The 25,227-nt window shown below is 46.4% G+C and carries 25 protein-coding genes; 18 read left to right on the plus strand and 7 right to left on the minus strand.

The annotated features are described in order from the left end of the window. The 5 genes from ACLVWP_RS07915 to infC all read left to right on the plus strand — a co-directional run bounded on the left by ACLVWP_RS07915 (window position 1) and on the right by infC (window position 6,900). Entirely contained in the window at window positions 1-2,244 is a 2,244-nt protein-coding gene (locus ACLVWP_RS07915; RefSeq protein WP_413561160.1) for a hypothetical protein, read from the plus strand. An 80-nt stretch (window positions 2,245-2,324) separates the two neighbouring features. Then, window positions 2,325-2,870 carry a hypothetical protein gene (locus ACLVWP_RS07920; protein ID WP_413561161.1) on the plus strand — a complete coding sequence of 182 codons (546 nt, stop codon included), beginning with the start codon at window positions 2,325-2,327 and terminating at the stop codon, window positions 2,868-2,870. Beyond that, window positions 2,861-4,036, plus strand: a complete 1,176-nt coding sequence (locus ACLVWP_RS07925) for a BamA/TamA family outer membrane protein (RefSeq protein ID WP_413561163.1) — start codon at window positions 2,861-2,863, stop codon at window positions 4,034-4,036. The genes ACLVWP_RS07920 and ACLVWP_RS07925 overlap by 10 nt, the downstream gene beginning before the upstream one ends. A 177-nt stretch (window positions 4,037-4,213) precedes the next feature. Then, complete coding sequence (thrS, locus tag ACLVWP_RS07930; RefSeq protein ID WP_413561164.1) at window positions 4,214-6,178, plus strand: threonine--tRNA ligase; 1,965 nt, start codon at window positions 4,214-4,216, stop codon at window positions 6,176-6,178. Window positions 6,179-6,309: 131 nt separating this feature from the next. Then, the gene (infC, locus tag ACLVWP_RS07935) at window positions 6,310-6,900 is read left to right on the plus strand and encodes a translation initiation factor IF-3 (protein ID WP_413561165.1); all 591 of its coding nucleotides are present in this window, start codon (window positions 6,310-6,312) and stop codon (window positions 6,898-6,900) included. A 49-nt stretch (window positions 6,901-6,949) separates the two neighbouring features. Here infC and ACLVWP_RS07940 read toward each other — a convergent pair whose 3' ends face one another. Continuing rightward, entirely contained in the window at window positions 6,950-7,636 is a 687-nt protein-coding gene (locus ACLVWP_RS07940) for a hypothetical protein (RefSeq protein WP_413561167.1), read from the minus strand. Window positions 7,637-7,858: 222 nt separating this feature from the next. Between ACLVWP_RS07940 and ACLVWP_RS07945 the strand changes: the two genes are divergently transcribed. Next, window positions 7,859-8,338 carry a carboxymuconolactone decarboxylase family protein gene (locus tag ACLVWP_RS07945; RefSeq protein WP_413561168.1) on the plus strand — a complete coding sequence of 160 codons (480 nt, stop codon included), beginning with the start codon at window positions 7,859-7,861 and terminating at the stop codon, window positions 8,336-8,338. Window position 8,339: 1 nt separating this feature from the next. Beyond that, window positions 8,340-8,822 carry an RrF2 family transcriptional regulator gene (locus ACLVWP_RS07950; protein ID WP_413561169.1) on the plus strand — a complete coding sequence of 161 codons (483 nt, stop codon included), beginning with the start codon at window positions 8,340-8,342 and terminating at the stop codon, window positions 8,820-8,822. 58 nt (window positions 8,823-8,880) lie between these two features. Here ACLVWP_RS07950 and ACLVWP_RS07955 read toward each other — a convergent pair whose 3' ends face one another. Continuing rightward, on the minus strand, window positions 8,881-9,762 hold the full coding sequence (locus ACLVWP_RS07955; RefSeq protein WP_413561170.1) for a hypothetical protein: 882 nt from the start codon (window positions 9,760-9,762) through the stop codon (window positions 8,881-8,883). Window positions 9,763-9,862: 100 nt separating this feature from the next. Next, window positions 9,863-10,822 carry a 2-hydroxyacid dehydrogenase gene (locus tag ACLVWP_RS07960; RefSeq protein ID WP_413561172.1) on the minus strand — a complete coding sequence of 320 codons (960 nt, stop codon included), beginning with the start codon at window positions 10,820-10,822 and terminating at the stop codon, window positions 9,863-9,865. 205 nt (window positions 10,823-11,027) lie between these two features. Between ACLVWP_RS07960 and ACLVWP_RS07965 the strand changes: the two genes are divergently transcribed. Beyond that, window positions 11,028-11,354 carry a DMT family transporter gene (locus ACLVWP_RS07965; RefSeq protein ID WP_413561173.1) on the plus strand — a complete coding sequence of 109 codons (327 nt, stop codon included), beginning with the start codon at window positions 11,028-11,030 and terminating at the stop codon, window positions 11,352-11,354. 19 nt (window positions 11,355-11,373) lie between these two features. Further along, window positions 11,374-12,339: a glycerophosphodiester phosphodiesterase family protein gene (locus ACLVWP_RS07970; RefSeq protein ID WP_413561175.1), complete on the plus strand. Its 966-nt coding sequence runs from the start codon at window positions 11,374-11,376 to the stop codon at window positions 12,337-12,339. On the opposite strand, the gene ACLVWP_RS07975 is transcribed toward ACLVWP_RS07970, so the two are convergent. After that, on the minus strand, window positions 12,340-13,827 hold the full coding sequence (locus ACLVWP_RS07975; protein ID WP_413561177.1) for an acetyl-CoA hydrolase/transferase family protein: 1,488 nt from the start codon (window positions 13,825-13,827) through the stop codon (window positions 12,340-12,342). A gap of 21 nt (window positions 13,828-13,848) precedes the next feature. Next, entirely contained in the window at window positions 13,849-14,877 is a 1,029-nt protein-coding gene (locus ACLVWP_RS07980; RefSeq protein WP_413561179.1) for an alpha/beta hydrolase, read from the minus strand. Between the two features lie 169 nt (window positions 14,878-15,046). Here ACLVWP_RS07980 and ACLVWP_RS07985 point away from each other — a divergent pair, with 169 nt between their 5' ends. The 9 genes from ACLVWP_RS07985 to ACLVWP_RS08025 all read left to right on the plus strand — a co-directional run bounded on the left by ACLVWP_RS07985 (window position 15,047) and on the right by ACLVWP_RS08025 (window position 22,753). Next, window positions 15,047-15,514 carry a DUF2844 domain-containing protein gene (locus tag ACLVWP_RS07985; protein WP_413561181.1) on the plus strand — a complete coding sequence of 156 codons (468 nt, stop codon included), beginning with the start codon at window positions 15,047-15,049 and terminating at the stop codon, window positions 15,512-15,514. After that, a complete protein-coding gene (locus tag ACLVWP_RS07990) occupies window positions 15,507-16,781 on the plus strand; it encodes a DUF3443 family protein (RefSeq protein WP_413561182.1) in 1,275 nt (424 codons plus the stop codon). Before ACLVWP_RS07985 ends, ACLVWP_RS07990 begins: the two co-directional genes overlap by 8 nt. Window positions 16,782-16,970: 189 nt before the next feature. Beyond that, a complete protein-coding gene (gene rpmI, locus ACLVWP_RS07995; protein ID WP_088614378.1) occupies window positions 16,971-17,162 on the plus strand; it encodes a 50S ribosomal protein L35 in 192 nt (63 codons plus the stop codon). 80 nt (window positions 17,163-17,242) lie between these two features. Continuing rightward, on the plus strand, window positions 17,243-17,590 hold the full coding sequence (gene rplT, locus ACLVWP_RS08000) for a 50S ribosomal protein L20 (protein ID WP_088614379.1): 348 nt from the start codon (window positions 17,243-17,245) through the stop codon (window positions 17,588-17,590). Window positions 17,591-17,618: 28 nt separating this feature from the next. Next, on the plus strand, window positions 17,619-18,674 hold the full coding sequence (gene fni / locus ACLVWP_RS08005; protein ID WP_413561184.1) for a type 2 isopentenyl-diphosphate Delta-isomerase: 1,056 nt from the start codon (window positions 17,619-17,621) through the stop codon (window positions 18,672-18,674). Then, on the plus strand, window positions 18,671-19,981 hold the full coding sequence (locus ACLVWP_RS08010; RefSeq protein WP_413561185.1) for a hydroxymethylglutaryl-CoA reductase, degradative: 1,311 nt from the start codon (window positions 18,671-18,673) through the stop codon (window positions 19,979-19,981). Before fni ends, ACLVWP_RS08010 begins: the two co-directional genes overlap by 4 nt. 12 nt (window positions 19,982-19,993) lie before the next feature. Further along, window positions 19,994-20,893, plus strand: coding sequence for a hypothetical protein (locus ACLVWP_RS08015; RefSeq protein WP_413561186.1), 900 nt, complete (start codon window positions 19,994-19,996; stop codon window positions 20,891-20,893). A gap of 2 nt (window positions 20,894-20,895) precedes the next feature. Next, complete coding sequence (gene mvaD, locus ACLVWP_RS08020; RefSeq protein WP_413561188.1) at window positions 20,896-21,876, plus strand: diphosphomevalonate decarboxylase; 981 nt, start codon at window positions 20,896-20,898, stop codon at window positions 21,874-21,876. Continuing rightward, window positions 21,866-22,753, plus strand: coding sequence for a mevalonate kinase (locus ACLVWP_RS08025; RefSeq protein ID WP_413561189.1), 888 nt, complete (start codon window positions 21,866-21,868; stop codon window positions 22,751-22,753). The genes mvaD and ACLVWP_RS08025 overlap by 11 nt, the downstream gene beginning before the upstream one ends. Before the next feature lie 9 nt (window positions 22,754-22,762). On the opposite strand, the gene ACLVWP_RS08030 is transcribed toward ACLVWP_RS08025, so the two are convergent. Both ACLVWP_RS08030 and ACLVWP_RS08035 read right to left on the minus strand, forming a co-directional pair. Then, a complete protein-coding gene (locus ACLVWP_RS08030; RefSeq protein WP_413561190.1) occupies window positions 22,763-24,124 on the minus strand; it encodes an MGDG synthase family glycosyltransferase in 1,362 nt (453 codons plus the stop codon). Window positions 24,125-24,386: 262 nt separating this feature from the next. Next, window positions 24,387-25,136 carry a transglycosylase SLT domain-containing protein gene (locus ACLVWP_RS08035; RefSeq protein WP_413561191.1) on the minus strand — a complete coding sequence of 250 codons (750 nt, stop codon included), beginning with the start codon at window positions 25,134-25,136 and terminating at the stop codon, window positions 24,387-24,389. Between the last annotated feature and the right edge of the window lie 91 nt (window positions 25,137-25,227).

Consider the following 25,227-nt stretch of genomic DNA (forward strand, 5'->3'; position numbering starts at 1 on the left):
ATGAGGATCCACCTTAAATTCACGTTTTTATTTTGTATTTCCCTGCTTGCAAGTGTTGCGGGCGCGGGTCCTCTTGAAGCCCTTTCTGAACAAGCTTTTAAAATCACGGGCAACAGTTGTGAGCCATCGGCTGCGAAAAATCCTACCGATGAACAATGTGATCCAGTGACGGGCGAGCTTCAACGTAACAGCCAAGACATCAAAGAAATTGCGCAGATAGCAGGACAATCTGAAGAAGATCGTTACTTTGGTTTGTTGGGTGAACAACAAGTACGCGAGCTTCAGTGTGCGACAGACTTCGCTAAAAACATGATCGTTCAAAACAACAAAGATTTCGCCAACAGCGATCTTAAGCAGAAGTTAATACTTGCGCGACAAGTGCGCGAAAAAACAAAAGTTCTAGCTAAAAAAATCGTATCTGATCCAAAACTCGCAACGCCGGTGTGTGCAACCAATTTTGAATCTTTAGAAGCTCAGTACAAGGGCTTAAAAAAGAACGCGAACTATAACGCCTGCAAAGAACTGATCTCTCTTCAGAACTCCTACAAGATCATCATCAGTGCGATTCCTCTGTCGGGCGCTCCTGGTGTTAACAAGGTCATCGAGAAATACACGAGTTCTGATAAAGAGATCTCCGATGCAGAATTGGTGACAGGGTTTAACTCAGCTTACACGGAAACCCAAAAAGTCCTGGACCAGAACCGCGCGGACCTGACCTCGGCGTTGACGGGTAAAGGTGGTGCCGGATTAGATCGCACGACTCGCAATGAGTTGTTAGCCGATCCTGCATTGAGTGCTTCCGTGATGAAATCCAATCCCAAGCTTTCTGAAGTCGCTTGTTTGGCGAATGCTCGTTACGGCCAAGGTGCCGATGCACTTAATAACGGCGTGATGATTGGAACCTTGTTTGTCGGTGGCGGTGCTGCGATCGTTGGTAAAATTGGATCGTTTACGGCGAAGGCCTTTTCCACGGTTCAATCGGCTCGCACAGTGGGTATGATCTCTAACGGTGCGATGAATATGATGAAGTACGCAGTGATGGCGACTGATTTTGCCAGCATGGCAGCGATCGCTGATCAAGCTTGCTTTAGCACCAAAGTGGCAGAACTAAAAACGGGTGGAGCCTGCGTAAGTGCACCAACCGCGGATCGTGTCGAGCAAGATAACTGCATCATGGCGGCCTCGTTAACAGCTTTGGGTGTGGTTCCGCAAAAAGCCCTTTCGACAATCACAGGTAAAGTAAAAAAAGCGATCAAAGACGAAAACGCCAGTCAGGCTCGTCGTATTGCTGATGCCGATGCGTTTTATAATAAAGAATTAGCTACAAAGCCGTCACTTGATACCAATACATCGGGCAGCAAGGCTGTTTCCGAAGTGGCTGGTGCGGGACAGTCTATGTCGGCAGTTGAAAGCAAGCTTGCCGATGGCAAAATCGTTTCTTCAAGACCTGTTGGAACAGGTGCCTATGGAGCGCACTTTGTAAGATATGAAGACGGCTTTGAGGGTGTATGGAAACCTAAAGTTCAAGTCGATGAAATCGATACAGCAAAAAGTGAAGTTGCTGCTTATCAAATTGATAAATACTTGGGCCTAAACTCTGTCCCTGTAACTGTCGCCAAAGAGTATCAGGGTAAAGCGGGCTCTGTGCAATATCGTGTGAAAGGTCTTAAGGACAAGGCTCCGAACCAGACATTGGAGGATGATCCTGATCAATTAGGGTTCTTTGACTTTCTGATCGCCAATGGGGATCGTCATGGACAAAATTACCTACAAAAAACAGACGGTAAAGTTGTGGCTATCGATCACGGGTTATCGTTCGGTGGTGGGCGTGGTAAAGATCCTTTTGTTACCTTTCAAGGGAACGTCGGTGCGTTGGACAGGAATCTAAAAGCCCAAGACAAGCTCGCAAAATCTTTGGAAAAAGGTGGCAAGAATACGCAGGCTCTCCGAGCAGAAATGTCGGAATTGAAGCGCCAAGAATCGTCTTTGCAATCTGCGATTAAAGCCTTTGTTCCTCAAAAAGAAGTTCTCGAGAAACTCAAAGCGACAAATCTGGAAGGCTGGCAAGCCGTTACCGGCAAGAATCTAAGCACCTATCAGCTTGAAGACATGTTAAAGCGCCAAGAACAGTTGGTCCGTGCCATTGAACAGGCGGAGAAACGTGTCGGTGCAGATCGTATCTATCCAAGCGGAAGCTCCTCACCGCTAATAAAGACGAAACTCAATCCTTTCTACGTTGAATAACTGGTTTTTGCCAAACCTCACGCAGGCTCTTTGAGTCGCCTGACTCCTTCTGGTGAAATAAAAGAAACACACAGGGAGTCATGATGGTTCTGGCAAGAGCGCTATTTCTGCTGCTGGTATTTTCATTAGTTCAGTTCGCATTGGCTTCATCTGACGCCGACAGCAGACCGATTCAAGCTAATTATCAAAAACTTCAAATCTATGAACAAATCATGAATGGCGATTTGCCAGCTCCGTTGCCATTGCCAGATGATCCTGCTTATCCTGATCCACCGCAGCCTCCGCCGTCATCTCCGAAGCCGCCTTATTGTAGCACTACTCATCCAGATAACATTCGCTGCATTCGCGCGGTCTGTGATCAGCTGCCAAATATGGATTGCGGCACCGACAAAAAAGTAAAAGACATTGCCTGCCAATGCGATGGAGTGAATGGTCAGTGCGTGACAGCCGTTTGCAACCAACTTGATCGTTTTGATTGCGATGAAAAACGCGAACTCTTTGCAATCACAAAAATGTGTCGGGGAGTTTCAGATGCTCGCTGCATCGATCGCATTTGTTCTGAGTTAGGACGTTTTGAATGCGACGACATGAATGACATGCGCCGAGTGACCGAATTATGCAAATAGGTGTTAAAATACTTTTGGTAATTTGCTGTTCAAGTATTTCGTGGGGAGCTTTAGAAAGTTCATCGAATTACGGTGCAGACAACGATGATCTTGGAAAATCTCGTCCTCCTATCGCAGATCCTACGCAGAAAACGCCACTGGATTACACTTTGTCAGGTCGAACGACTGAAAAAACTCGCCAGGGCGAGTGGGTGATTGCGCCGATTCCGAGCTATGATCCTTCGCAGGGTTGGGGAGTGGCCTTGCTCGCACAGAAAATTTTCTCTCATTCAGAAAATGTGAAGCCTTCGATGGCTGTCGGCGGAGTGTTTGCGACAGAAAAGAAAAGTTACGGAGCGGTCGCAGGTTACATAGGTCGCCTTCATGAGGACAGTTTACGCTTTAATATTTTTGGTGGTTACGCCAAGATCAATTCCGATTTTTATGGCGTCGGTAAAAATGAATCGGCGAAAGATCTGTCGGTCCTATTAGAACAAGATTACACTTTTGCATCGGCTCAGTTTTTGCCTCGTTGGGCCAATAAAGTTTTTGCCGGACTGACGTTGACGTTCGTTGATATGAAAAACTCTTTTGATATCCCGACTCTGCCAATTCCCGTGAGTGTGTCGGATAAGTTGAACAGTGAATCCTGGGTGCCGGGAATCAAAGCGCAATTTGATGGGCGGGATAACACGTTTTATCCAACCCAGGGTGTTTACACTAATTTGCAAATTCAGTTCTATGACGAGAATTGGGGTGGTGGTCACACTTTCCAAAAATATAAAGCCAATCTGAATAAATACTTTCAAGCCCACCAGGATGGCGTGCTTGCGGCTCGGGGTGCTTTGCAAGCCAATGTGGGCGATGTACCTTTTTATGATATGGCGGTTCTGGGATTAGGTCCCGATATGCGAGGCTTCAAGGCGGGGAAATATCGCGATAAAGTTCTTTGGGATATTCAGGGGGAATATCGCTATCGTTTCACCGACCATTGGGGTGTCGTTCTGTTTTCAGGAGCCGGGGATGTGACCTCAAGTTTGTCAGACATCACACTGAAAAACCTGCTATGGATGGGCGGGACGGGGTTGCGCTATCGCCTGGGACGCGAAAATCCCGTGGACTTCAGTGTCGACCTTGCTCATGGTGATGACTGGGTTTGGTACTTTTCCGTCAATCAAGCCTTCTAAACGGTGCCAGGTTCCACTTACGGACGCGACGCATCAATGCGCTTTTGCTGTCACACCGGAGCGAGAACACTTGACCCTCTAATGCCTCGGCATTACTAATATTCTGATGCAAAAAATGCCGTTACTTTCATCACTTATCTCACACAAAAATAGCTCGTTCACGAGCACGCAATCATAATGTCACAAATTACAATTATTCTGCCGGATAACTCGACGAAGGTTTTTGACCATGAACCGACAGCGCTAGAAGTGGCGCAGTCTATTGGCCCTCGCTTGGCTAAAGAAACTCTTGGTGCAAAACTTAATGGATCAACTGAAATTTCTGATCTTCGCACTGTTTTGAAAGATCAAACGAAAGTGGCGCTTGTCACCACCAAATCTCCTGAATCAGTTGAGGTTGTTCGTCACTCTTGCGCGCATATCATGGCTCAAGCGATCCAAGATATCTGGCCAGAAGTGAAAGTAACTATCGGTCCTGTGATCGATAATGGTTTCTATTACGACTTCGATTCTCCATTTGGTTTCACTGAAGAGCATTTCGAAAAAATCGAAAAGAAAATGACCGAGATCGTTTCTAAAGATCTTCCAATTCACCGTGAAAACTGGCCAATCGCTAAAGCGATTGAAACATTCAAAGGAATGGGCGAGCGTTTCAAAGTTGAATTGATCGAAGATCTTGCGAAAAAAGGCGAGACGACAGTTGGTATCTACTACAATGGAACAACTTGGTTCGATCTTTGCCGTGGTCCTCATATCCAATCCACAGGCCAAATCAAAGCGTTCAAACTTTTGAGCGTGGCGGGTGCTTACTGGAGAGGTGACGAGAAAAATGCCATGCTTCAACGTGTGTACGCGACAGCGTTCAACGACAAGAAAGACTTGGATCTTTACTTACACAATATCGAGGAAGCGAAAAAACGCGACCACCGTAAGTTGGGTAAAGAATTGGGCATGTTCTATTTCAACGAACTAGCTCCTGGTTCTCCGTTCTTCACAGGTAAGGGCGCAACGGTTTACAACTCTTTGCAAACATACCTTCGTGAATTGTATTTCGAAACGGGTTACCAAGAAGTGATCACGCCGCAAATCTTTGACGTGAACTTGTTCCATACTTCTGGTCACTATCAGAACTACAAAGAAAACATGTTCTTCACGAAAGTGGACGAGCGTGATTTCGCATCTAAACCAATGAACTGTCCTTCTCACTGTTTGCTTTATAACTCTGAGAAATATTCTTACCGTGATCTTCCAATCAAAATGGCAGACTTCGGTCGTTTGCATCGCTATGAGAAATCAGGCGCGATGCACGGTTTGACTCGTGTTCGTACGTTCTGTCAGGACGACGCGCACATCTTCTGCCGTATGGATCAGTTGCAAGAAGAGATCGCAAAGTTCATGGGCTTGCTTAACCGCGTTTACGACAAACTTGGTATGAGCAACTACAAGATCTTCCTTTCCACTCGTCCAGACAACCGTATGGGCAGTGAAGAGTACTGGGATATGGCCGAAGGTGCTTTGGCTGAAGCCTTGAAATCTTTGAATTTGCCATTTGAATTGAACCCTGGCGATGGTGCTTTCTATGGACCAAAGTTAGATATCATGTTCGTGGATGCTTTGAATCGTCCATGGCAATTGGGAACACTTCAAGTGGACCCAAATCTTCCAACAGCGTTTGATTTGAAGTACACAGGCGAAGACAACAAGGAACATCGCCCAGTGATGCTACATCGTGCGATCTTGGGCTCTTTAGAGCGTTTTATCGGCGTTTATTTGGAGCACACTGCAGGCCATTTGCCGCCTTGGATGATGCCAGTCCAGGTCGCGATCCTGAACGTTACGGACCGTGTGAACGTGTTCTGTGAGGAACTGATGAAGTCCCTTAAAGATCAAAAAGTTCGCGTGGAATTTGACCGCCGTAACGAAAAGTTGAATTATAAAATCCGTGAGGCTCAGCTTCAAAAGATCCCATACATGATTATCGTAGGGGATAAAGAAGCAGAATCCAGAACGGTTTCATTGCGTTTGAGAGACGGTTCAGAGCATAAAGGTCTGACTGTGGATCAAGTAATGAATTTGATTACGACAGATATTAATACGAGAAGTTTGCAGAGCTCTCTTGCGAAGTCTGCGACGACAAACTAGTCGACACACTTTCGTGTCGCTAGTATTTAACTAAACCCCGGAGGTTTACCATTAGCAAGTTTTCAGGCAATTTTGGAGGCGGTGGCGGTCGTTTTGACCGTAACAAGAAGGACTCTAAAGATTCTTTGAGAGTGAATCGCGAGATTCGCGCTCAACAAGTACGTGTTATCGATGATGAAGGTAACATGTTGGGCGTTATGACTGTACCTGAAGCGGTACGTATTGCTGAAGATCGCGGCCTAGATCTTCTTGAGATTGCTCCAACAGCAACTCCTCCTACTTGTAAAATCATGGATTACGGCAAGTGGAAGTACGAGAAAAAGAAACAAGCAACAGCAGCTCGTAAAAAGCAAACTGTTGTGACGATCAAAGAGGTGCAATTGCGCCCTCGTACAGATCAACATGACTTCGAAACGAAAATGAACCACGCTCGTCGCTTCCTTTTGGATGGCGATAAAGTGAAAGTTTCATTGCGTTTCATGGGTCGTGAATTGGCCCATCAAGAGATCGGTATGGACGTTATGAAGAAAGCGATCGCTTTCGTTGATGACCTTGCTTTGGTTGAATCTCAACCGAAGATGGAAGGTAAGCAAATGTTCTTGATGCTGGCTCCAGATCCTTTGAAAATCAAAGAATACCAAAAAGCCCATCCGAATAAGTCTAAGCAAGACACTAAAGAGCTTGATGAACTTAAAGAAGAAGAGCACGACGACGAAGACTAGATCTTTGTTAACGAAAAAGGCAGCCCACCGGCTGCCTTTTTTATTTCCCTTAGCGAGACATACACAGTCCCTTAGTTTCAGGTCCCCAAACGTTGTAGTCAGTGATGTGGGCCGAGAACACCGAGCGCATGCTGTTGTCGACAAACTCCATTAAGACATTTGTGACAGTGGTGAATTCGGTCTTACGAACATCGCGAATCCCAGGTTCAGAGATCGTGATGGTTTCACAAACCTCTCCGCGGTAGTGGCGTTTATTTGTTTCTCTGTCGTAGTCGTACTCATCACGGCAGCGACGGGCTGTCTTTTCGATGCTGCAGCTTTCGGTGTATTGTTTTTCTTCTCCCATCGAGTGATTTCTGTCGATAGTTCTGAATTTGATCGCGAGTCCTTGTCCTGATGAATTTTGCAGGATTTGTAGTTTGTTAAGATCAGTGACCTCTTTGATATTTTCGACAGAGCCCAGAATCTTGAAAGCCATTTCCTTGTTGCGATCTTTGAAGATCAGGAAATTTCCTTTTTTCTTGTCCAACGAAAATGAAATCGTAGGCGCTAGGACGTCTTGATGTTTTTGGTAACTGACTCTGGATCCATCTTTTGCCGTCAGTTGGAAAGACTGCTCAACTTCGGCGTTGTTCAGGATCTCTGAGTCAATGTAAGGTCGTTTTGCCATAGCATTTGCAAATTGGCTGAATAGAAGAGCGATCAAGCTGATCGCAATAAGTACCGGTGTTTTCATGGTTAGTGCCCCTCCCCAGTGGCGAGGAGGGGCTATTGCAAACGCATTGCCAACTGTCGGCAGACATTGTGACACCAGGTGATTTGTTCAATGTCTCGTCGAGTCGGGCGTGTAAGTGGCTGAAATGAGGGCTGGTTTGAGAGTGTTTTAATTAAGGATAATAAATATCTGGAATAAATCTAATTAAGGATATATTATATCCTTAATTAGGAGGTCTCAATCATGAGCCAACGAATCAACTACAATCAACAATCTCCCGAACTAGCTCACGGTCTTATGGAAATGTCCAAACAGCTGGCTAAAAGCGAAATCAGTCAAACATTGCGTGATCTGGTCAACATCCGTGCCTCACAACTCAATGGCTGTGCATTCTGTCTAGATATGCACGTTAAGGAAGCCCGCATTCACGGGGAGCGTGATCTTCGTGTATTCCATGTTCCGGTATGGCGTGAATCATCACTATTTAATAACCAAGAAAAAGCCGCCCTCGAGTGGACTGAAGCGGTCACTAAGTTGACAGAGCACGGGATCTCGGATGAGATCTATAACCGCGTGAAAGAGAATTTCTCTGATAAGCAGATTTCTGATTTAACGATGGCCATCGGCTTGATTAATCAGTGGAATCGCCTGAGTATTGCATTCAGAGCTGTTCCAGGTTCTGCAGATAAATTTTTCGGCCTTGATAAGGCAGGATTGAACTAAAATGATTTTACGAAACCAGGTTGAGTGGGCCTTGCATTGTTGTGCGCTTCTTTCGGGATTACCCGAAGGTGCTTACCTTGCAACCAAGGATCTGGCAGAGTTTCATGGAGTGCCTAAGGAGTATTTGTCAAAAGCTCTGCAGGCACTTTCCACAGCGGGGTTGGTTGACGCAACCTTAGGTCCTCGCGGTGGTTATCGTCTTGCAAAAGATCCAGATAAAATTACGTTCTTAGATATCGTCGAAGCCGTGGAGGGGAAGACCTCCACCTTTGAGTGTTCAGAGATCCGTCAAAACGGTCCCTGCAAACAAGAGAAAAACGCTTTCAAAAAACCTTGCCAGGTTGCTCGCGTGATGTGGAAAGCCGACGAAGCTTGGCGCCGCGAACTGCGGGGCGTGACTCTTCAAGATTTAGCAAATCAACTGCAAAAAGAACTTCCTAAAGACGTCCTAGAAACCAATATGAATTGGCTTCTCTCGAGATAGCTCCCTCACGAATCGACGCATACGGTTACCGCTCCGGAGGTAAAACGCTTGGAAGCGTCTAGTTCGGAACGAACCAGCAGCGAGGGCGGGCGCCGACTTTATGTACGGGTTCGTAGCAAGAGCCTTGCTTGTAATCAGTATCACTCATGCGTGTGTATTCGCTGACCTGACAAAGCATTCCTTGGAAGTAAGTGTCCAGGCGGCACTGAGGATAAGGATAGTCTTCAGTCATTTCCGTGAGTTGATATACTTCAGGAGTGCCGTATTTAGGTCGGATTTCCATCTCGTTAAGACGTTGATGAAGTTCTCCGACTTGTTCGCCACCGACTGAAGCTCTTTGGCAGATCAGTTGGTCTTTTAAATTTGAAAATTGCTTTTGGCAGGCCTCTTTAGCAACTGGATCGACTTTTAAATTTTTAAGGGCGGTTGCATTGTCTTCGGCAGCAAGATAACGACGAAGGCACTTCAGCGTCGCAAAGTAATCAGCAGCCCCTTCCGTCGCACCCCAAGAGTCACGGCCCGAGTATTTCGGTCCGCCGCCCAAGTGATGGCCAACTTCATGGCAGACAGCCAAGGCAAAGCCTTCCACTCCCATTGATGGAAAACGCGCAAGGCCTCCATAAAGACTAAGAACGCGATTTTTTCCGGATTTAGTCGCGTGGGCGTTCACGGTGCCATCATCCCAATAACGTTTGATAGTCAGACGGTCACCCATAGATTCGATTTCAGGTCTGTAGAGGGTCTCAATACGGTCAATCACTTGATTGAACTCAGCCTTAGTAACTCCACCAGCCGCAAATAAGTTCGCTGGAAGGTAGAGGTCGTTCTCAGGAACGAAGCCTGCGCACACGTGTTCCGTGTGTGATGGTTTAAAGGCAAACCCCAATGTCGCGATCAGGGCGGTAGCAGCAATTCCGCAGAGAATAATCGATTTTTTCATGCACGGGGAGAGTGCTAGAACCATTCCACCCTCATAGGGGCCCAATGGGCTTAGGGGGTGGAACGGGTGAGTAGGGATTAGGCGAGGATGAAAAAACTATCTACCAAAGGCTGTCTTGCGGGCGCTGACCGTTAAGGGCCTGTTCGATGTTTTCTAGAGCCCGGTATCCCATGGCATCGCGGGTTTCCTGAGTGGCGCTGCCCATGTGGGGAGTTAAGAAAACATTATGGAATTCTTTAAGCTCCAAGTTATAAGCAGGTTCGTTTTCAAAAACATCTAAACCTGCAGCGAACAGTTTTCCAGATTTCAATGCGCGAATCAAAGCAGCCTCATCGACCAAAGTTCCGCGAGCCACATTAATGAAAACAGCATTGTTCGGAAGAAGCGCCAGAGTTTCATCATTGATGATGTGTTTTGTTTCAGCAGTGCCCGGAGCATTCAAAGAAAGAATTTGGCAATGCGGAAGCATCTCGTGAAGGTCTGAAAAATAAGTCGCGCCTTTTTCTAGTTCCGGCGGAAGCCTGCGGCGGTTGCAATAAACGATCTTCATTCCAAAGCCACGCGCGCGATCGGCAACGGCTTGGCCGATACGACCCATGCCATAAATACCCAAAGTCTTACCGCTGACTTTGACTCCCAACATTTCCGATTGGCTGTAAGATTTTCTCCAGCCGGAATCCATGATTTCCATGTATTCGCGTCCACGACGGCAAGCATTTAGTAATAAAAGCATCGCGATGTCTGCTGTGCACTCGGTAAGAACATCTGGTGTATTTGTTAGATACACGCCGCGAGCTTTGGCAGCTGCAACATCCAAGTGGTCAAATCCCACACTGCTGGTGGCGATGACTTTCACAGACTCAGGAAGCTTCTCTAAAACCTCTTTCGTGATTTTTTGTTTCGGCACAACGACCATGCCGCGTGCTTGTTTTTCATGGGCAAGAGCGATCACTTCATCAATTGTTAACTCACGATCGGCAATAACAGCGTCGAAGCGTTGGTTTGCGAGGATAGCCACATTTTGGGGAGCACGATAGGGAAGTAAGATGGAATGTTTCATAATCGACAGTCTGTTCCTATGTGTTTTGAGTCGCAAGAAATTTTAGACTTTTCTGAAACCATAAATTGTGAGAGGATCAAATTATCGAGTAGCGAAGTCTCGCACTCATCTGGGATATTAAAGTCTCCCTCTGTTATTTCTTACAGCAACGACTTACGAAAATTTAAACGTGTAGAATCGGAAGGTTCTATGAATGGAGTTGAGTATGTCTACAACAACAGCTTGGATTCTTTTGCTTATTGCAGGGATTTTGGAATTTATTTGGGCGACGGGGCTTAAATATTCAGAAGGGTTTACGAAGTTAATTCCGTCGGTGTTCACATTGGCCACGATGGGAGTGAGTTTTTATCTGCTGTCGCTTTCGATGCGTGTACTTCCGGTGGGGGTATCCTACACAGTGTGGACAGGCATCGGTGCTGTGGGGGCCGTGATAATTGGTACTTTGCTATTCAAAGAACCTCTGTCCCTGATGAAATTACTATTCTTGGGGATGATTATCGGCGGAATACTTGGCCTTAAGTTCGTAGAATAGTCGGTATTTTTCTTTTCAAATGGAATTTAGTCTGGCCTCGGGTGATCCTGAGAGTATGCAGCTAAATTCCATTTTTGTATCCGCATTGGTCTTGGTTTCAACCGCAACCTCCATGGCAGCGAACGCGCCAAAAGCGACTCGCAATATCGCCAATGTGGGGCTGAATATCACAAATTGTATTACAGCTTCACAGATGGAAGTTCACGGTCATCGTGGCATGAACGGATATCCCGATAACACGATTGCATCTTTCAAGGCTGCCTTTGATGCGGGAGTGGATGTTGCGGAACTTGACCTGCAGGTGACTGCTGACAACCACTTGTTGGTAGCTCACGATGCAATCCCCAATGTGGGAGTTGAGCGTTGTGGAATGGATGGCAAGTCGTTGGCGAAGGCAGCCCTGTTTGATATGCCATTTGCTCACACACAGCAATTGCGCTGTGGCATCAAGAGCTTTGAAGAAGAAAACCTGCAACCCATTCCTGAATTGAAAGAAGTCTTTGCGGTTTTCAAAGACAGAAAAACAGCAACGGGTAAACCCGTGCGTTTGAATATCGAAGTAAAATACTTCTTAGATCAACAGCAGTTCTATCCACCACAAGCTGAGTATATTGATTTGATTTTAAAAGTGATCCGCGAGGGTGGTTGGGAAACCAGTCGTTTCTTTGTACAAAGCTTCAATCATGATTTCTTAAACAAGTTCAAAGAAAAAGCCCCGGACATTCAAATTGTTCCGTTGATTGGTGACGCTAGGGCCGCTGAAAAAGCAGCAGAAACAACGAAGGCCACAACAGTGACGCCGGGATTCTGGCAAGTAACACCAGAGTTGGTTTTGAATCTGCATAAAAAAGGAATCAGAGCGATCGTCTGGACACCCAATCAAGACAGCGAAATTCGTCGAGTGATCGAAGCGGGTGCCGACGGAATTATCACGGACTTCCCAGAGCTCTTCTATAAAATTCGCGAAGAGCTCTGCAATCCTTAATTAGAATTTCATCGTCCCGCGCTCATTGAAGTTTTGATGCCATGAAAAGGCTTTTTCAATGATGTGCGGAGTATGCCCGCCGCGAACCAAGGCTTCTTTGTAATAAGCTTTAAGTTGATCGCGGTATTCAGGGTGACAGCAATTTTCAATTACACGCAAAGCACGCTCCCTGGGAGCAAGTCCACGCAAATCAGCCAAGCCCTGGTCGGTGACCAGGATGTCTACGTCATGTTCGTTGCTATCCACATGAGTCACCATCGGAACCACGTGGGAGATGCTATCGTTTTTAGAAGCGGACTGCGTGACGAAGATACTTAGGTAGGAGTTACGGGCAAAGTCGCCGGATCCTCCGATACCGTTCATCATTTTGTTTCCACCGATATGAGTGCTGTTAACATTGCCATAAAGATCAAATTCGATGGCTGTGTTAATAGCGATCACTCCCAGGCGGCGAATCACCTCTGGAGAGTTGCTGATTTTTTCAGGTCGCAACATAATTTTTCCGCGGTAGCGGTCTAAGTTTGCAAAGAAGTTTTCATAGCATTCTGATGTCACGGCAAAGGAACAAGCCGAAGCGAATTTCATTTTCCCAGAGTCAATCAACTCAAAAGTACTGTCTTGCAAAACCTCGGAATACATTTTTAGATTTTCAAAATTGCCCCGTTTAAAGCCACTGAAAACGGCGTTGGCAATATTGCCAATCCCTGTCTGTAGAGGAGGTAAGTTCGGCGTCAAACGACCGCGCTTTACTTCTTGATTAAAGAAATCCATCAAGTGATCAGAGATCGCCAGAGTCTTTTCATCCACGGCGCTAAGTTCAACCGGGGAATCCTTGATATCAGAAATAACGACACCAATAACTTTGTCGGCATCGATCGGCATAGTTTCTGTACCGATGCGAGTGCTTGGCTCAGTCACGGGAATAATTTGACGTTGCGGGGAAATTCCCGTTGCGAAAATATCGTGGAAGCCACGGATCTCTAAGGGGATAGTGGTGTTTACTTCTAAAATAATCTGCTTGGCGTGGCGAGCATAAGTCAGATTGTTACCAATAGAAGTTGTCGGTAGCACTGAACCATCATCGTAAATAGCGGCCACTTCGATGATCGCAATATCAACAGGCGGTAAAAATCCATAAGCCAAAAGCTCTGCCGTTTCCCCTAAGTGGAGATCGGTGAACATGACTTCGCCATTATTAATTTTTTTTCGAAGAGTGGCGTCTGACTGAAATGGCATACGGCGGGAAATCATTCCTGCTTCTGCAAAAAGTCCGTCTAAATTGTGTCCCAACGAGGCACCGGTCATCAAATTGATCGTAAAGGGATCGGCCTTCGCTCGGGCTGCCATGGCCTTCAATGTGGCTTTGGCATCACCAGCTTTGGTGAAGCCGCTGGCGCCAACAACCATTCCGTCTTTCACTAGGTTTGCTGCTTGTTCCGCAGAGATAATTTTATGACGAAATCTTTCAGCGATACGATCTTGATACATGAGTTCCTCGGGTTCCAGTCTCTATTTACGCCAATTTGCTGTTAACCATTTCCACACTTCAGGACGGCGATCTCCGATGTCGAAGTGATTGCCATCAAATTCAACATAGTCATGAGGTACGCCATTCACACTTAGCATTGCAGAGATCTGACGAGCTCCGTATTGCAAGTGGAAGTTGTCTTTCGTTCCGACATCTAAATACAAACCCGCAAGTTTTTTCAAAGTGGGCAAGCGTTTAGGAAGGAAGTGGACCGGATCTTTTTCAAGCCATTGATTCCAAATTTCAACGACTTTGTTTCCAGTGCGAGGATCAATCGGATAATGAAAATCACCTGAGGAATCTTTCGGCGAATAACACGCCGACATTCCAAAAGCGTTCAATAATGAATGCCAATTGCGAAACTTCGTGAGCTTTCCATTGCGCAGTTCTTCTAAAACTCGCAAACCTGATTGCCCGTATTTTTCCCACACAGGAAGTGCTTGATAAAGATCATGTGTGATGCTTGCTTCAAAAAATGAATCCGGAGCAATCGCCGCACACATCCCAAAAGTTTCAGGATATTTGCTGGCTAATTGTAAAGCACCGTAACCACCGCTGGAGCCGCCCATCACACACCAGTCCTTCGGATCTTTAGATACCGTATAATGCCCAAGTGCAGGAATGATCTCGGTCATAATATAGTCTTCATAATTTCCGACCGCTGCGGAATTTAAGAATTGTGAACCACCCCAAGTCGTCAAAGCATCCACGAAAACATACAAGGCTTCGGGCGCCTCGCCGCGACCGACTGCTTGATCGATGATCTGAATGGTATTTTGCTCATTGAATTTTGGATTAAAATAAAAGGGAGCATTTCCACTGAAGCCGCCCAGGACAAGAACCACCGGCCATGAGCCTTTGTTCTTTGGCAACAGCAGGGGATTGAAGCGCACGGCCGAGTCTCCCAGCGGGTTGCTCTTTAAGCACTGGCTGCTGATGCGCAAAGTTTCGATGTCAAAGTGATTTACTTCGTAAGCACGTAGATTAGTCAGGGATTCAAAATGTTTCATATTGAGAATGTTAGCAAGCCTTACCGCGGGTGTCTTACTCAAATGCACGGCTCCATAATCTCAGCTTAGGAAAGTGGCATGTCACGTGTTGGGACTTAAGTGTTAAATCTTCGCTGTACCCTTACAAAACCACCAAAAAAATCCGAAAATATATAGCAGTGGAGTTCGCATGAAAGCTCAGTTTTTAGGCCTACTTGTAGGCGTATCTCTCACATGGATTAGCAGCTCGGCCCTGGCGGCTCTTGGTGATCAAATGGTCACTACTTCTTCTGCAACCACTTCATCTGGTCGTTCGACATTGTCTACTTCTGCGGGATCAAGCTACTCCGTGGTTGATAGCGTTGAGGACGGAATGAATGTTCGTCAGTATTTAGATTCTCGCGGCGTCGTTTTCGCCATTTCTTGGAAGGGTAAAAATCTTCCGCCTCTTGCGACTTTGTTAGGTACATATCTTCCAGAATATAAGGCAGAGCTAAGCTCTCGTCCCAAACAGTTTGGTCGCAAAACTTTGAAAGTCTCCACAAAAAATATCGTAGTCGAAGGTTCTAGTCGTCAAATGGACCAACGAGGTCGCGCATATATTCCTTCTCGTTTGCCGGAAGGTTTCGATATCAAGGACATCAACTCCAATGAATAGTTTAAAAGCAGCTCTGATTTTATTTTGCGGTTTTGCTGTTTTCAATCAGGTTGGTTGTACGGCGGGGAGCTCGGGCTCTCGTTCATTGGCAGCCTCTGTTTACTATCCGTCTATTTTGACCGGTAATAACGTAGTTCCGTTATCAGTGGGTGCGTGTGGTGTTGACGGTTATGAAAATGAACCGTGCATCAGCGTGACTATTTGTACTCCGGGCACTTCGAACTGTCAGACCATTCCTAATATTTTGGTGGATACGGGCAGTTACGGTCTTAAAATTTTCAAATCATTGATCACAGTTCCGCTGACTCAGGTTTCTGTCACGGATGGTCCGTTAGCAAGTTGCACGGGTTATCTGGATGGCTCGGGGCACTGGGGTGAGGTGGTCAAAGCCGACGTTCAGTTGGGTGGGATTAAAACCATCACGAGCGGTGGAATTTCAATTGTGACTTTGAATTCTAGTTATGCAGACCCATCGGGTTGCAGTAGCAAACCAGATACAACTCCTGCGGATGCCGGGTTTAATGGAATTATTGGCGTAGGCTCCTTCGCTGAGGATTGCAGTGTTGGATCTGCGACGGCGAATGACTGTGTGCTTGCTCCGTCTCGTGGCTATTGGGCTTGTGTGAACGGCTCCTGCAGCACAACGCGTGTTCCGGCTGCGGATCAGATCGTGAATCCGATCGCAAGAATGCCGACGAATTATGATAACGGTCTCGTGATTAAGTTGCCGTCAGTTCCGACGACGGGCGCTGGAGCTGCTTACGGTTACTTGATCGTAGGCATCGGAACGGATTCTAACAACACTGGCACGGGGCTAACAGTTTTCCCGGTTGAAAACGATGCGACCTTTGTGACTCGCTATAATAATACTGATTACGACTATGCCTTTATCGATAGCGGAACGAACTTTAACGGCTTCCCACAGATCGGCGGATATCCAGCGACATGCTCGGGGTCTGACTTTTATTGCCCAAGCTCTCAGGTTTCCATCTCGGCAACGATGAAGGGTGGTTCGGGCGGATCTGCGGTTTCTAAGGCAGTTAGCTTTCCGGTAGGGAATATGATCACCCTGGCTTCAGCGGACCCTTACAGTATGGTTTATGGGAATATCGCCTTCGATTCCTCGGATTTGGTGAGCCAAAACTCACCCATCCCATTTGACTGGGGACTGCCGTTTTTCTTAGGCCGCTCGGTCTATGTGGGGATTAAAGGAAAGACCGCTACCGTGAACGGAAGCTCGGTCTCAGGACCCTTCTGGGCTTTCTAAGTTATTGAAAATACATCATATTTAAAAGGACGCTTCGGCGTCCTTTTTTCGTTATAAAGTGCCCTTAAAGTGCTTGCTTTTCATCAGTATTCGACCTAAAACCATGAGTCCGTATTTATGACTGACTAGGGCACTACTAAGAGTCTTCCCCATCGGGAGGAACGCCTTATCGGAGACAAGGGAATACCTATGAAAATGCGTACTCACTCAGGCGCTAAAAAACGCATGAAAGTTACTGCTAGCGGTAAAGTTAAGAAAAAAAGCACTCGCATGCGTCACTTGAACTCTCACATGAGCTCAAAAACAAAAAGACAACTTGGTAAAACATCTTACGTAGAAGACGCGAACATGCTTCAAGCACGTCGCTGCCTAGTATTCTAATTAGTTTTTTAAGTTTAATTTAAATTTTCTCTCTTAAGCCGTAACAAATTAGGCAGTAGAGACCCAAATAGAGGTTCAAAATGGCTCGTGTAAAATCTGGTAAAACAAATCGTGCTCGTCACAAAAAAGTTCTTAAAAGAGCAAAAGGTTACTACAGCGCTGGTTCTCGCGCATACATCCACGCGGTAGAAAAAAATGACCGTGGTATGGCTTTCGCTTACCGCGACCGTAAAGTTAACAAACGTAACTTCCGCACTTTGTGGAACCAACGTATCAATGCAGCTGCTCGCGCGAACGGTACTACGTACTCTCGCTTGATCGGTGGCTTGATTAAAGCTGGCATCCAAGTTGACCGTAAAGTTTTGGCTAACTTGGCTATCACTGACGCAGCAGGTTTCGCAGCACTTTGCAAACACGCTTTGGCGTAAGCTGATCTCCTCATAAGGAGCACCGGCAATGAGCGAATCCAATACGCAGTTTGAAAACAGAAAGCGCGATCACATCAGAATCGCGCTGGACCCAAGGTCTCAGACTGAGGGACAAACCGGATTGGATTCGATCGAATTAATTCATGAGGCTCTGCCTGATTTGAATTTTAAAGAGGTCGATATTTCGACCTCTTTTTCTTTTTCTAACGTCTCCCTTTCTCTTTCTTCTCCTATTTTTATTTCTTCCATGACGGCAGGCCACGAACACGGCCGCGAAATCAATATGGCTTTGGCTCGTTTGAGCGATCGTCATCAGATTTTGATGGGTGTGGGTTCGCAACGTCGTGAATTGACTGATTCCAATGCAGCCGAGGAGTGGGCTCAAGTGCGCAAACAAGCGCCGAAAGCTAGATTACTCGGAAATATTGGTATCGCTCAATTGATTAAGACTCCTTTGGATGGCATTCGCCGCTTGGTGGCTGCGACAGAGGCGGTGGGACTTTTTGTCCATGTAAATCCACTCCAAGAAGTGCTTCAACCTGAAGGCACTTCAGACTTTAAGAACTCCTTACAAGCTATTGAAAACCTCGTGAAATTCGCGGGAGTTCCAGTCATAGTGAAGGAAGTTGGATGTGGATTTTCTGTGAGTACTTTGAAGCGCTTAGAAGGCACTGGCATTGCCGCTGTCGACGTCGCTGGAAAAGGTGGAACTCACTGGGGCCGCGTTGAAGGCTATCGCTCTGAAGAGAGCGAAATGCTTTACCAAGTAGCCCAAACTTACGCGAACTGGGGCATCAGCACGGTAGAGTCTTTACTTAATGCTGAGCAGGCTCGTGTGAGCTTTGAAGTTTGGGCATCGGGCGGCGTGCGTACGGGCCTTGATGTGGCTAAACTGTGCGCGTTGGGTGCTAAAAAGGTCGGAATCGCAAAACCGTTCTTGGAGGCTGCTTTGTCTGCTCACACAGATGCAGATACGGCTCTTGAAAACTTGCTCAACCGTTTGGAAACTGAACTTAAAATCGCGCTATTTTGTACAGGCAGCAAAAACCTTGCTGAGCTGGCAACGAAGAAGGTGATTCGATGAAAAAACAACTGCAAGAGATCTTCAAAGGTTTCTCAAAACTCACTCGCCAAGAACGTTTAGATTCTTTGGTGGATGTAGGTGCTTTGCAACAAGCTGACGTTGATTATTTGGCTAAGGGCGGTCTTCGCGACACGACTCTGGGTGAAAAGTTCATCGAAAACGTAATTGGTTATTTCCAAATGCCACTAGGGGTTGCCACAAACTTCCGTATCGATGGCAAAGACTTCGTCATCCCGATGGCGGTTGAGGAAACTTCGATCGTAGCGGCTGTTTGTAAGTCTGCAAAATGGATCCGTGAATCAGGCTCTATCACAACGGAAGTTGTGGGTGCTGAGATCATCGGACAAATTCAAATCGCGAAAGTTAAAGACTTCACGGTTTTTGAAAAACAACTTCTGGCTCAAAAAAACTACATGATCGAAATCTCTAACCGCGAAGTGGCTTTTGGCCTTGTTCGTCGTGGTGGTGGGGTTCGTGATATTCAAGTTCGCCGTGTACCTCGTGGTGATGGCACTGACATGGCTGTGGTTCACGTTTTGATGGACCCTTGCGATGCGATGGGTGCAAACATCATGAATCAAGTGTGTGAATACTTGAAAGAGCCGATCGAACAATTCACGGGCGAAAAAGTGACGATGTGTATCCTATCAAACTTGGTAGACACTAAAATCACTCGCGCGGTTGTTCATATCAAAGATATCGATGCCGCTTTGGCAGAAAAAATTGAAGAAGCTTCTTTGTTTGCACAAATGGATCCATACCGTGCAGCAACGAACAACAAAGGCGTCCTGAATGGGATCGATCCTGTGTTGGTAGCAACTGGTAATGACTGGCGTGCGGTTGAGGCGGGCATTCATGCTTACGCGTGCCGTGATGGTCAGTACCGTTCGATCACAAAATGGTACCGTGAAAACGGGGGCCTAACAGGTGTGTTCGAAGCTCCACTGGTTGTGGGCACTGTGGGTGGAGTTACGACTCTGCATCCAACAGCGATGATGTGTATGAAGATGCTAGGCACTTCATCTGCAAATGAACTTTCTCGCGTGATTGCGGCTGTGGGCTTGGTACAAAACTTGGGCGCTTTGAAAGCGCTTACAACAGTTGGTATCATCGAAGGCCACATGAAACTTCATACTAAAAACTTGGCACTGGGTGCGGGCGCTGAAGAGCGCGAAATCCCAGCTGTACAAAAGAAGCTTGAAGAGATTTTGACTATCCGTAAGCGTATTTCACTTAGCAATGCGATTGAGGTTCTTAAAGAACTTCGTGCGGGTCAGGCTTCAAGCACGACTCAGCATCCTCACTAAGAGGAGTCTCCTTTGGCTTTGTCGTGCACGATCCCTGGTAAGACTTTTTTGGTGGGCGAATATCTGGCCCTCCACGGCGGACCAACTCTGTTTGTTCTGTCAAAGCCTTGCTTTGAGGTGACAGCACGGAAAGGGACGGGATCTTTGGGGAGCATTCATCCTGAATCTCCTGCTGGAAAATTCATTCTGGCACATTCTGAATATTTCAAAAATATCGATCTGACTTTTGATGACCCAATCAAGGTCGGTGGCTTTGGTGCTTCGACTGCGCAATTCTTGGGTGCGTATGCATTCTGGATGTATCGCGAGTCTCACCAATTGGGTATGGAGGCACAGTTTGATTTCAAACACCTGCTATCCGTCTACCAACAGTATGCTTGGAACGGTGAGGGCACTCCACCGAGTGGTACGGATCTAATCGCGCAGATGAAGGGGAGCCTGACGTTTTTTGAAAAGCGCAAAGGCCTTCTGTCTGTGACCAACTGGCCATTTGAGGATCTTGAGTTTTACTTAATCCATACCGGAAATAAAGTAGCCACTCATGAACACTTAAAGACTTTAGGGGAATTTGATTCATCGGCTTTGGAAAAAGCCGCGTATCAAGTTCATGAAGCTTTTGCGGCAGTGAACTCATCTGAGTTGATCGCTGGCGTAAAAGCCTATGCAAAAGCATTGAATGATTTGAAATTTACTTGTGAGCCCACGCTAAAACTTTTGGAAGGCATTCGTGCTTTACCGGGAGTTAAGGCTGCGAAGGGTTGTGGCGCCTTAGGTGCTGACGTTTTATTTGTGGTGACTGGCAAAGGCCAAGGTTCTGAGCTTGAAAAGCACTGCCAGTCTGTGAATGTGAAAGTTATCGCTTCTCACCAAAGTATTTCTGCTGGTCTGACCGTCAGTGAGAGGGAAAGTTAGTTATGAATCAAGTTTTAGTTTCTGCTCCGTCGAATATAGCTTTGATCAAGTACATGGGAAAAATCGAAGGCACTGGCAACACGCCGACGAATGCTTCATTGTCCTACACTCTTGAAAACTTGCGCACGTTTGTGCGTTTGACGGAAATCGAAGGTGGCGCTGACCAATGGAAACCACTTGTTCGTGAAGACCTAGAAAAAATTGATCTTTCCGAAAAAGGCCAACAACGTTTCCTAAAACATCTGGCGAATTTGAAGCAAAAATGGGGCGTGACAAAAAACTTCCTTGTGGAATCTGCGAATAACTTTCCGTCAGACTGCGGTCTTGCGAGCTCGGCTTCTAGTTTTGCAGCTTTGACTTTGGCAGCTGCGGAAATGTTCCAAAAATTGAGTCCTCAACCTTGGGGCGCGGATAAGAAAGTTCTGTCTGAGCTTTCTCGTCAGGGTTCTGGGTCTTCTTGCCGTTCGTTGTTCTCTCCATGGTCTTTGTGGAAGCATGAATATGCACAACCTATGAGTCTTCCGATCACTAACATGCATCATATCTGCGTGGTGGTGGAAGCCTCTAAAAAGGAAGTGTCTTCTTCAGAAGCTCACAAGCTAGTTACGACAAGCCCTCGGTTTGAAGGTCGTGTGGAGCGCGCTGAACTTCGTTTGGCGGATTTAAGCATGGCACTCCAAGGTGAAGACTGGCATATGGCTCGCCAAATTGTTTGGGATGAATTTATCGACATGCATCGCTTGTTTGAAACAAGCACTCCTGCATTTAGCTATATGACGGACGCTTCTAAGCAAGTTTTGGAAGAGTGTCAGTCATTCTGGAATCGTTGGCAGGACGGTCCGTTGGTAACAATGGATGCGGGTGCGAACGTGCATATGCTTTTCCGTCATGATCAATTGAAACGCTTTAAAGAATACCGTGAGCACTTTGGCAAAAACTTTAAAGTGCTAGCGTTTGAAGGTGTAAAACCCGATGTCCACTAGTTTTCAATGCACAGCTTTTGGTAAATGGATTTTGATGGGCGATCACGCGGTGATTCGCGGATACCCGTCTTTGGTATTTCCTATTCCATCCAGAACTTTGGAATTGAAATACACTCCGGGTGATAAGCCACTGGCGTTGGATCTGGTAGGTGAGCACGGCCATGAATTGCAATTGCTTTTCTGGGGTGTTTTAGAGCGTGCTTTGCAGCTAAAAAATATCTCTCGTCCTAATTTCACTGGAACTTTGCGTATGGAATCTTCGCTCCCAGTGGGTGCGGGGATGGGTGCTTCGGCGGCACTTTGTGTGGCGCTGACTCGTTGGTTGGGGCACTTGGGCTATGTTCAAGAGTCCGAATACTTTGATTTTGCCAGAAGCCTAGAAGATCTTTTCCACGGTGAGAGCAGTGGGATTGATATCTCTGTCGCGTTGTCTGGCGAAGGTTTGCGTTTTGTTCGTAACGGTGAACGCAAGCAAGTGGTTCCTAAGTGGAAACCTCGTTGGTATATTTCCTATTCCGGTAAGCGTGGCGTGACGGTAGATGCCGTTAATAAGGTTAAAGACTTATTGGCAAAACAACCTCCACACGGTCAGCAAATTGATTTGCAGATGGCAAAAGCGGTTGAATCCGCACATGAAGCATTGATGATGGACGAAGAACAAGGCCGTAAGGTTTTGGCTGCGGCTATCGACATGGGTGCGGAATGTTTTGAAAAATGGGGTCTGAACGAAGGGGCTCCAGCAAATCATATTCAGTGGTTGCGCAGTCAAGGTGCCATTGCAGTTAAGCCTACGGGCTCTGGCGGTGGTGGATATGTGATTTCTTTGTGGGACAAGGAACCATCCTCTGAGGCACTCAAAGAATTGATTCCTTGCTAATCAGATTATCTAGTTAAAAACTTTATTGCACATTGGAACAGAGAACACTTGTTTCGCATTTTTCATGCGTGTCAGGATCGGTGTTGGTGGTCTTTCTGGTTGAAGGACTTTGGCATCACGAGTCCATTCGACGATGGCTTGTAAATCAAAGTTTTCAGTCAGGATCTTTTGATTTCTAAGAAGGCTTTGTTTTAATTCTGGTTTACCTAAAGCGATATCAAAGATCGCTTGGCCAATGCCTTCTGTTTTAGGGAAGAACAAGGCAGCACCCTTATCATTCACAAACTTCGCATTGTATTGCTCTTGAATACCGATACCTTCAGCCATGATCACTGGTTTTTCTGAAGTCAAAAGCTCGAATGTCGTCAAACCACCTGGTTTTGAAACGATCACGTCCGCGGCGTTTTGTAGGCCGCGCAATTTCACTTGATCAACGAATCCCTCAACGTGAAGTTTTACGTTTTTAGGGAAGGCTTTTGATTTGGTCCAGTCTCTTAACCATTCAGCCATTTTTTCATTGCGGCCTGTGACAGCGATTACTTGAACGGGTTTGCGACCGTTGGCTTTGAATGTAGCTCCAAGCTCCGTGATAATTTTATCGTAAGACAAGGCACCCATAGAACCACCCATCATAAAGACAGTGGTCACATTGCGGGAAAGCCCAATAGTACTGCGAGCTTCGCGAGTACGAGTCAGAGCATCTTTGTCAGCATCTGCTGGCGGCTCTAAAAGTTTCGGCATAATCGGAATACCAGTTGCTAGGATTTTTTCGCGAGGGATGACTTTAGCCCACTCGTCGGCCATTTCTTTCGTTGGCAGGAAAGACATATCTAATTGGTCGCCAATTTGGCGGAAGAAAACGTTATCGACCATGTCGAGGTGAGTCCACGCCATAGGGATATTTTTAAAATGACCTTCTTCACGAAGACTTGCCAATGTATCTGCTAGGGAAAAGTGAGTCGTGATAATGATGTCAGGTTTTACGCTTTCGATGTATTTTCTGATTCTTTCAGGTTGATTGAAATCGGCGTTAAATCTTTCGGAGGCATAAAGAGGATCTTTTTCAGCGTGATGCCATTTTGAAAGGACACCCCATTTATTGATCCAATTGGCTTTTTGAGAAATCAGGTCATAACCAGAGTCATAGAACCAGCGAGAGAAGCCTGTGAGCTCTTCTTTAAAGTCTTTGCGGATGACATCGTATCTTTCTGGCTGAGCTTTTAGCATCTCTTCGACGGATTTTGCCGCTGTGGAGTGGCCCCCAGTTGAATAGAGGACTAAGACCTTCTTATTGGCGAAGGATGTCGCTCCAAAAAGGAAAGCAAGAAGGAACAGACCTGTTCTAATGAGTGTATCAAAATGAGATTTCACTTTACGGTTCTCCAATGCATTACAAATAGAGCAAAAAGAAGACCAGGGGTTGTATTCGTTGCGAGGCTTAATTCGTGTTTATGAAGTGAGCAGAGATGCGCAATAAACGGCGGTCACTTTAAGTGTTTCCTAGAGTGTGAGGAGAATTTTGGATTTGCAGTGTGCCTCATGGAATGTAAAGGTTGTGTCAGGACAGCGAGGCAAAAAAAATCCTCTCTGAGTAGAGAGGATTTTTCGGTTTCAAATAGTTGAGTGTGAGTTGTTATTTACAGATGGAGATGGCTTTAGTTGCAGCCACTATCTTAGCGTAAGGGGAGTTGCTTGAACGAAGGACTGCCCAGTATCTTGCTCCACCTTTCCAGCTGCCGCTGACTTGGCCAGCAATGCGACCGTCACGTTCCATCCAGCGATTGAGGATGCGAATGCCGCAGCTCAAGTTTTTGTAAGGATCGTGCAGTTCTGAAGCTGTCTTCAATCCGCAACCATAAGCATTTCCGCTTTCGATGGATAGTTGCAAAAGACCGCGACTGATAACGTTGGAGCCCGAGCTATCATCAAAGTCTTCCGTGTATTGCAAGTTCGTGTTGAAGCTGCTTTCGTACTTAGTCATCTGTGACATTAAGTACACCCAGAAGTTCTTGCGCTGATCCCGTGTCAGGCTGTTGTATTTCGGGCAGAAGGTTGCGCCATCTGCAGGAATCACATCTAGGAGGTCTTCGCCGATGACATCTAGCTGTGCTAGCACATGAGCTGTCCAAAGCTTGCCATCTGTTTTTGCTGCTTCCCAGATCGGAGCTACTTCGAGTGAAGTTCCCGGGCTTGGAGAAGGTGAGGGACTCGGTGAAGGAGTCGGGGTTGGTGTGGGATCAGGGGTCTGAACTCCGGATGACGAGTTGTCACCGGTTGTACTGGAAAGTTGACTGGAGCTAAGGGCACCATTGTTACCGCAAGCAGCTACCAGAAATCCCGAGATCAAAATAAAAAGTGTGTTTTTTATATTGAGTCTTGCCATGTAAAGGTGATCGGTCGCTGCCCGGAAAACCTTTACTGTTGCGGAAACTGTCTAATATGTGAGAGCGAATGTCTTTGAGAACAGACTAAAT

The sequence above is a fragment of the Bdellovibrio sp. HCB209 genome (assembly GCF_047306065.1).
Lineage (GTDB): Bacteria > Bdellovibrionota > Bdellovibrionia > Bdellovibrionales > Bdellovibrionaceae > Bdellovibrio.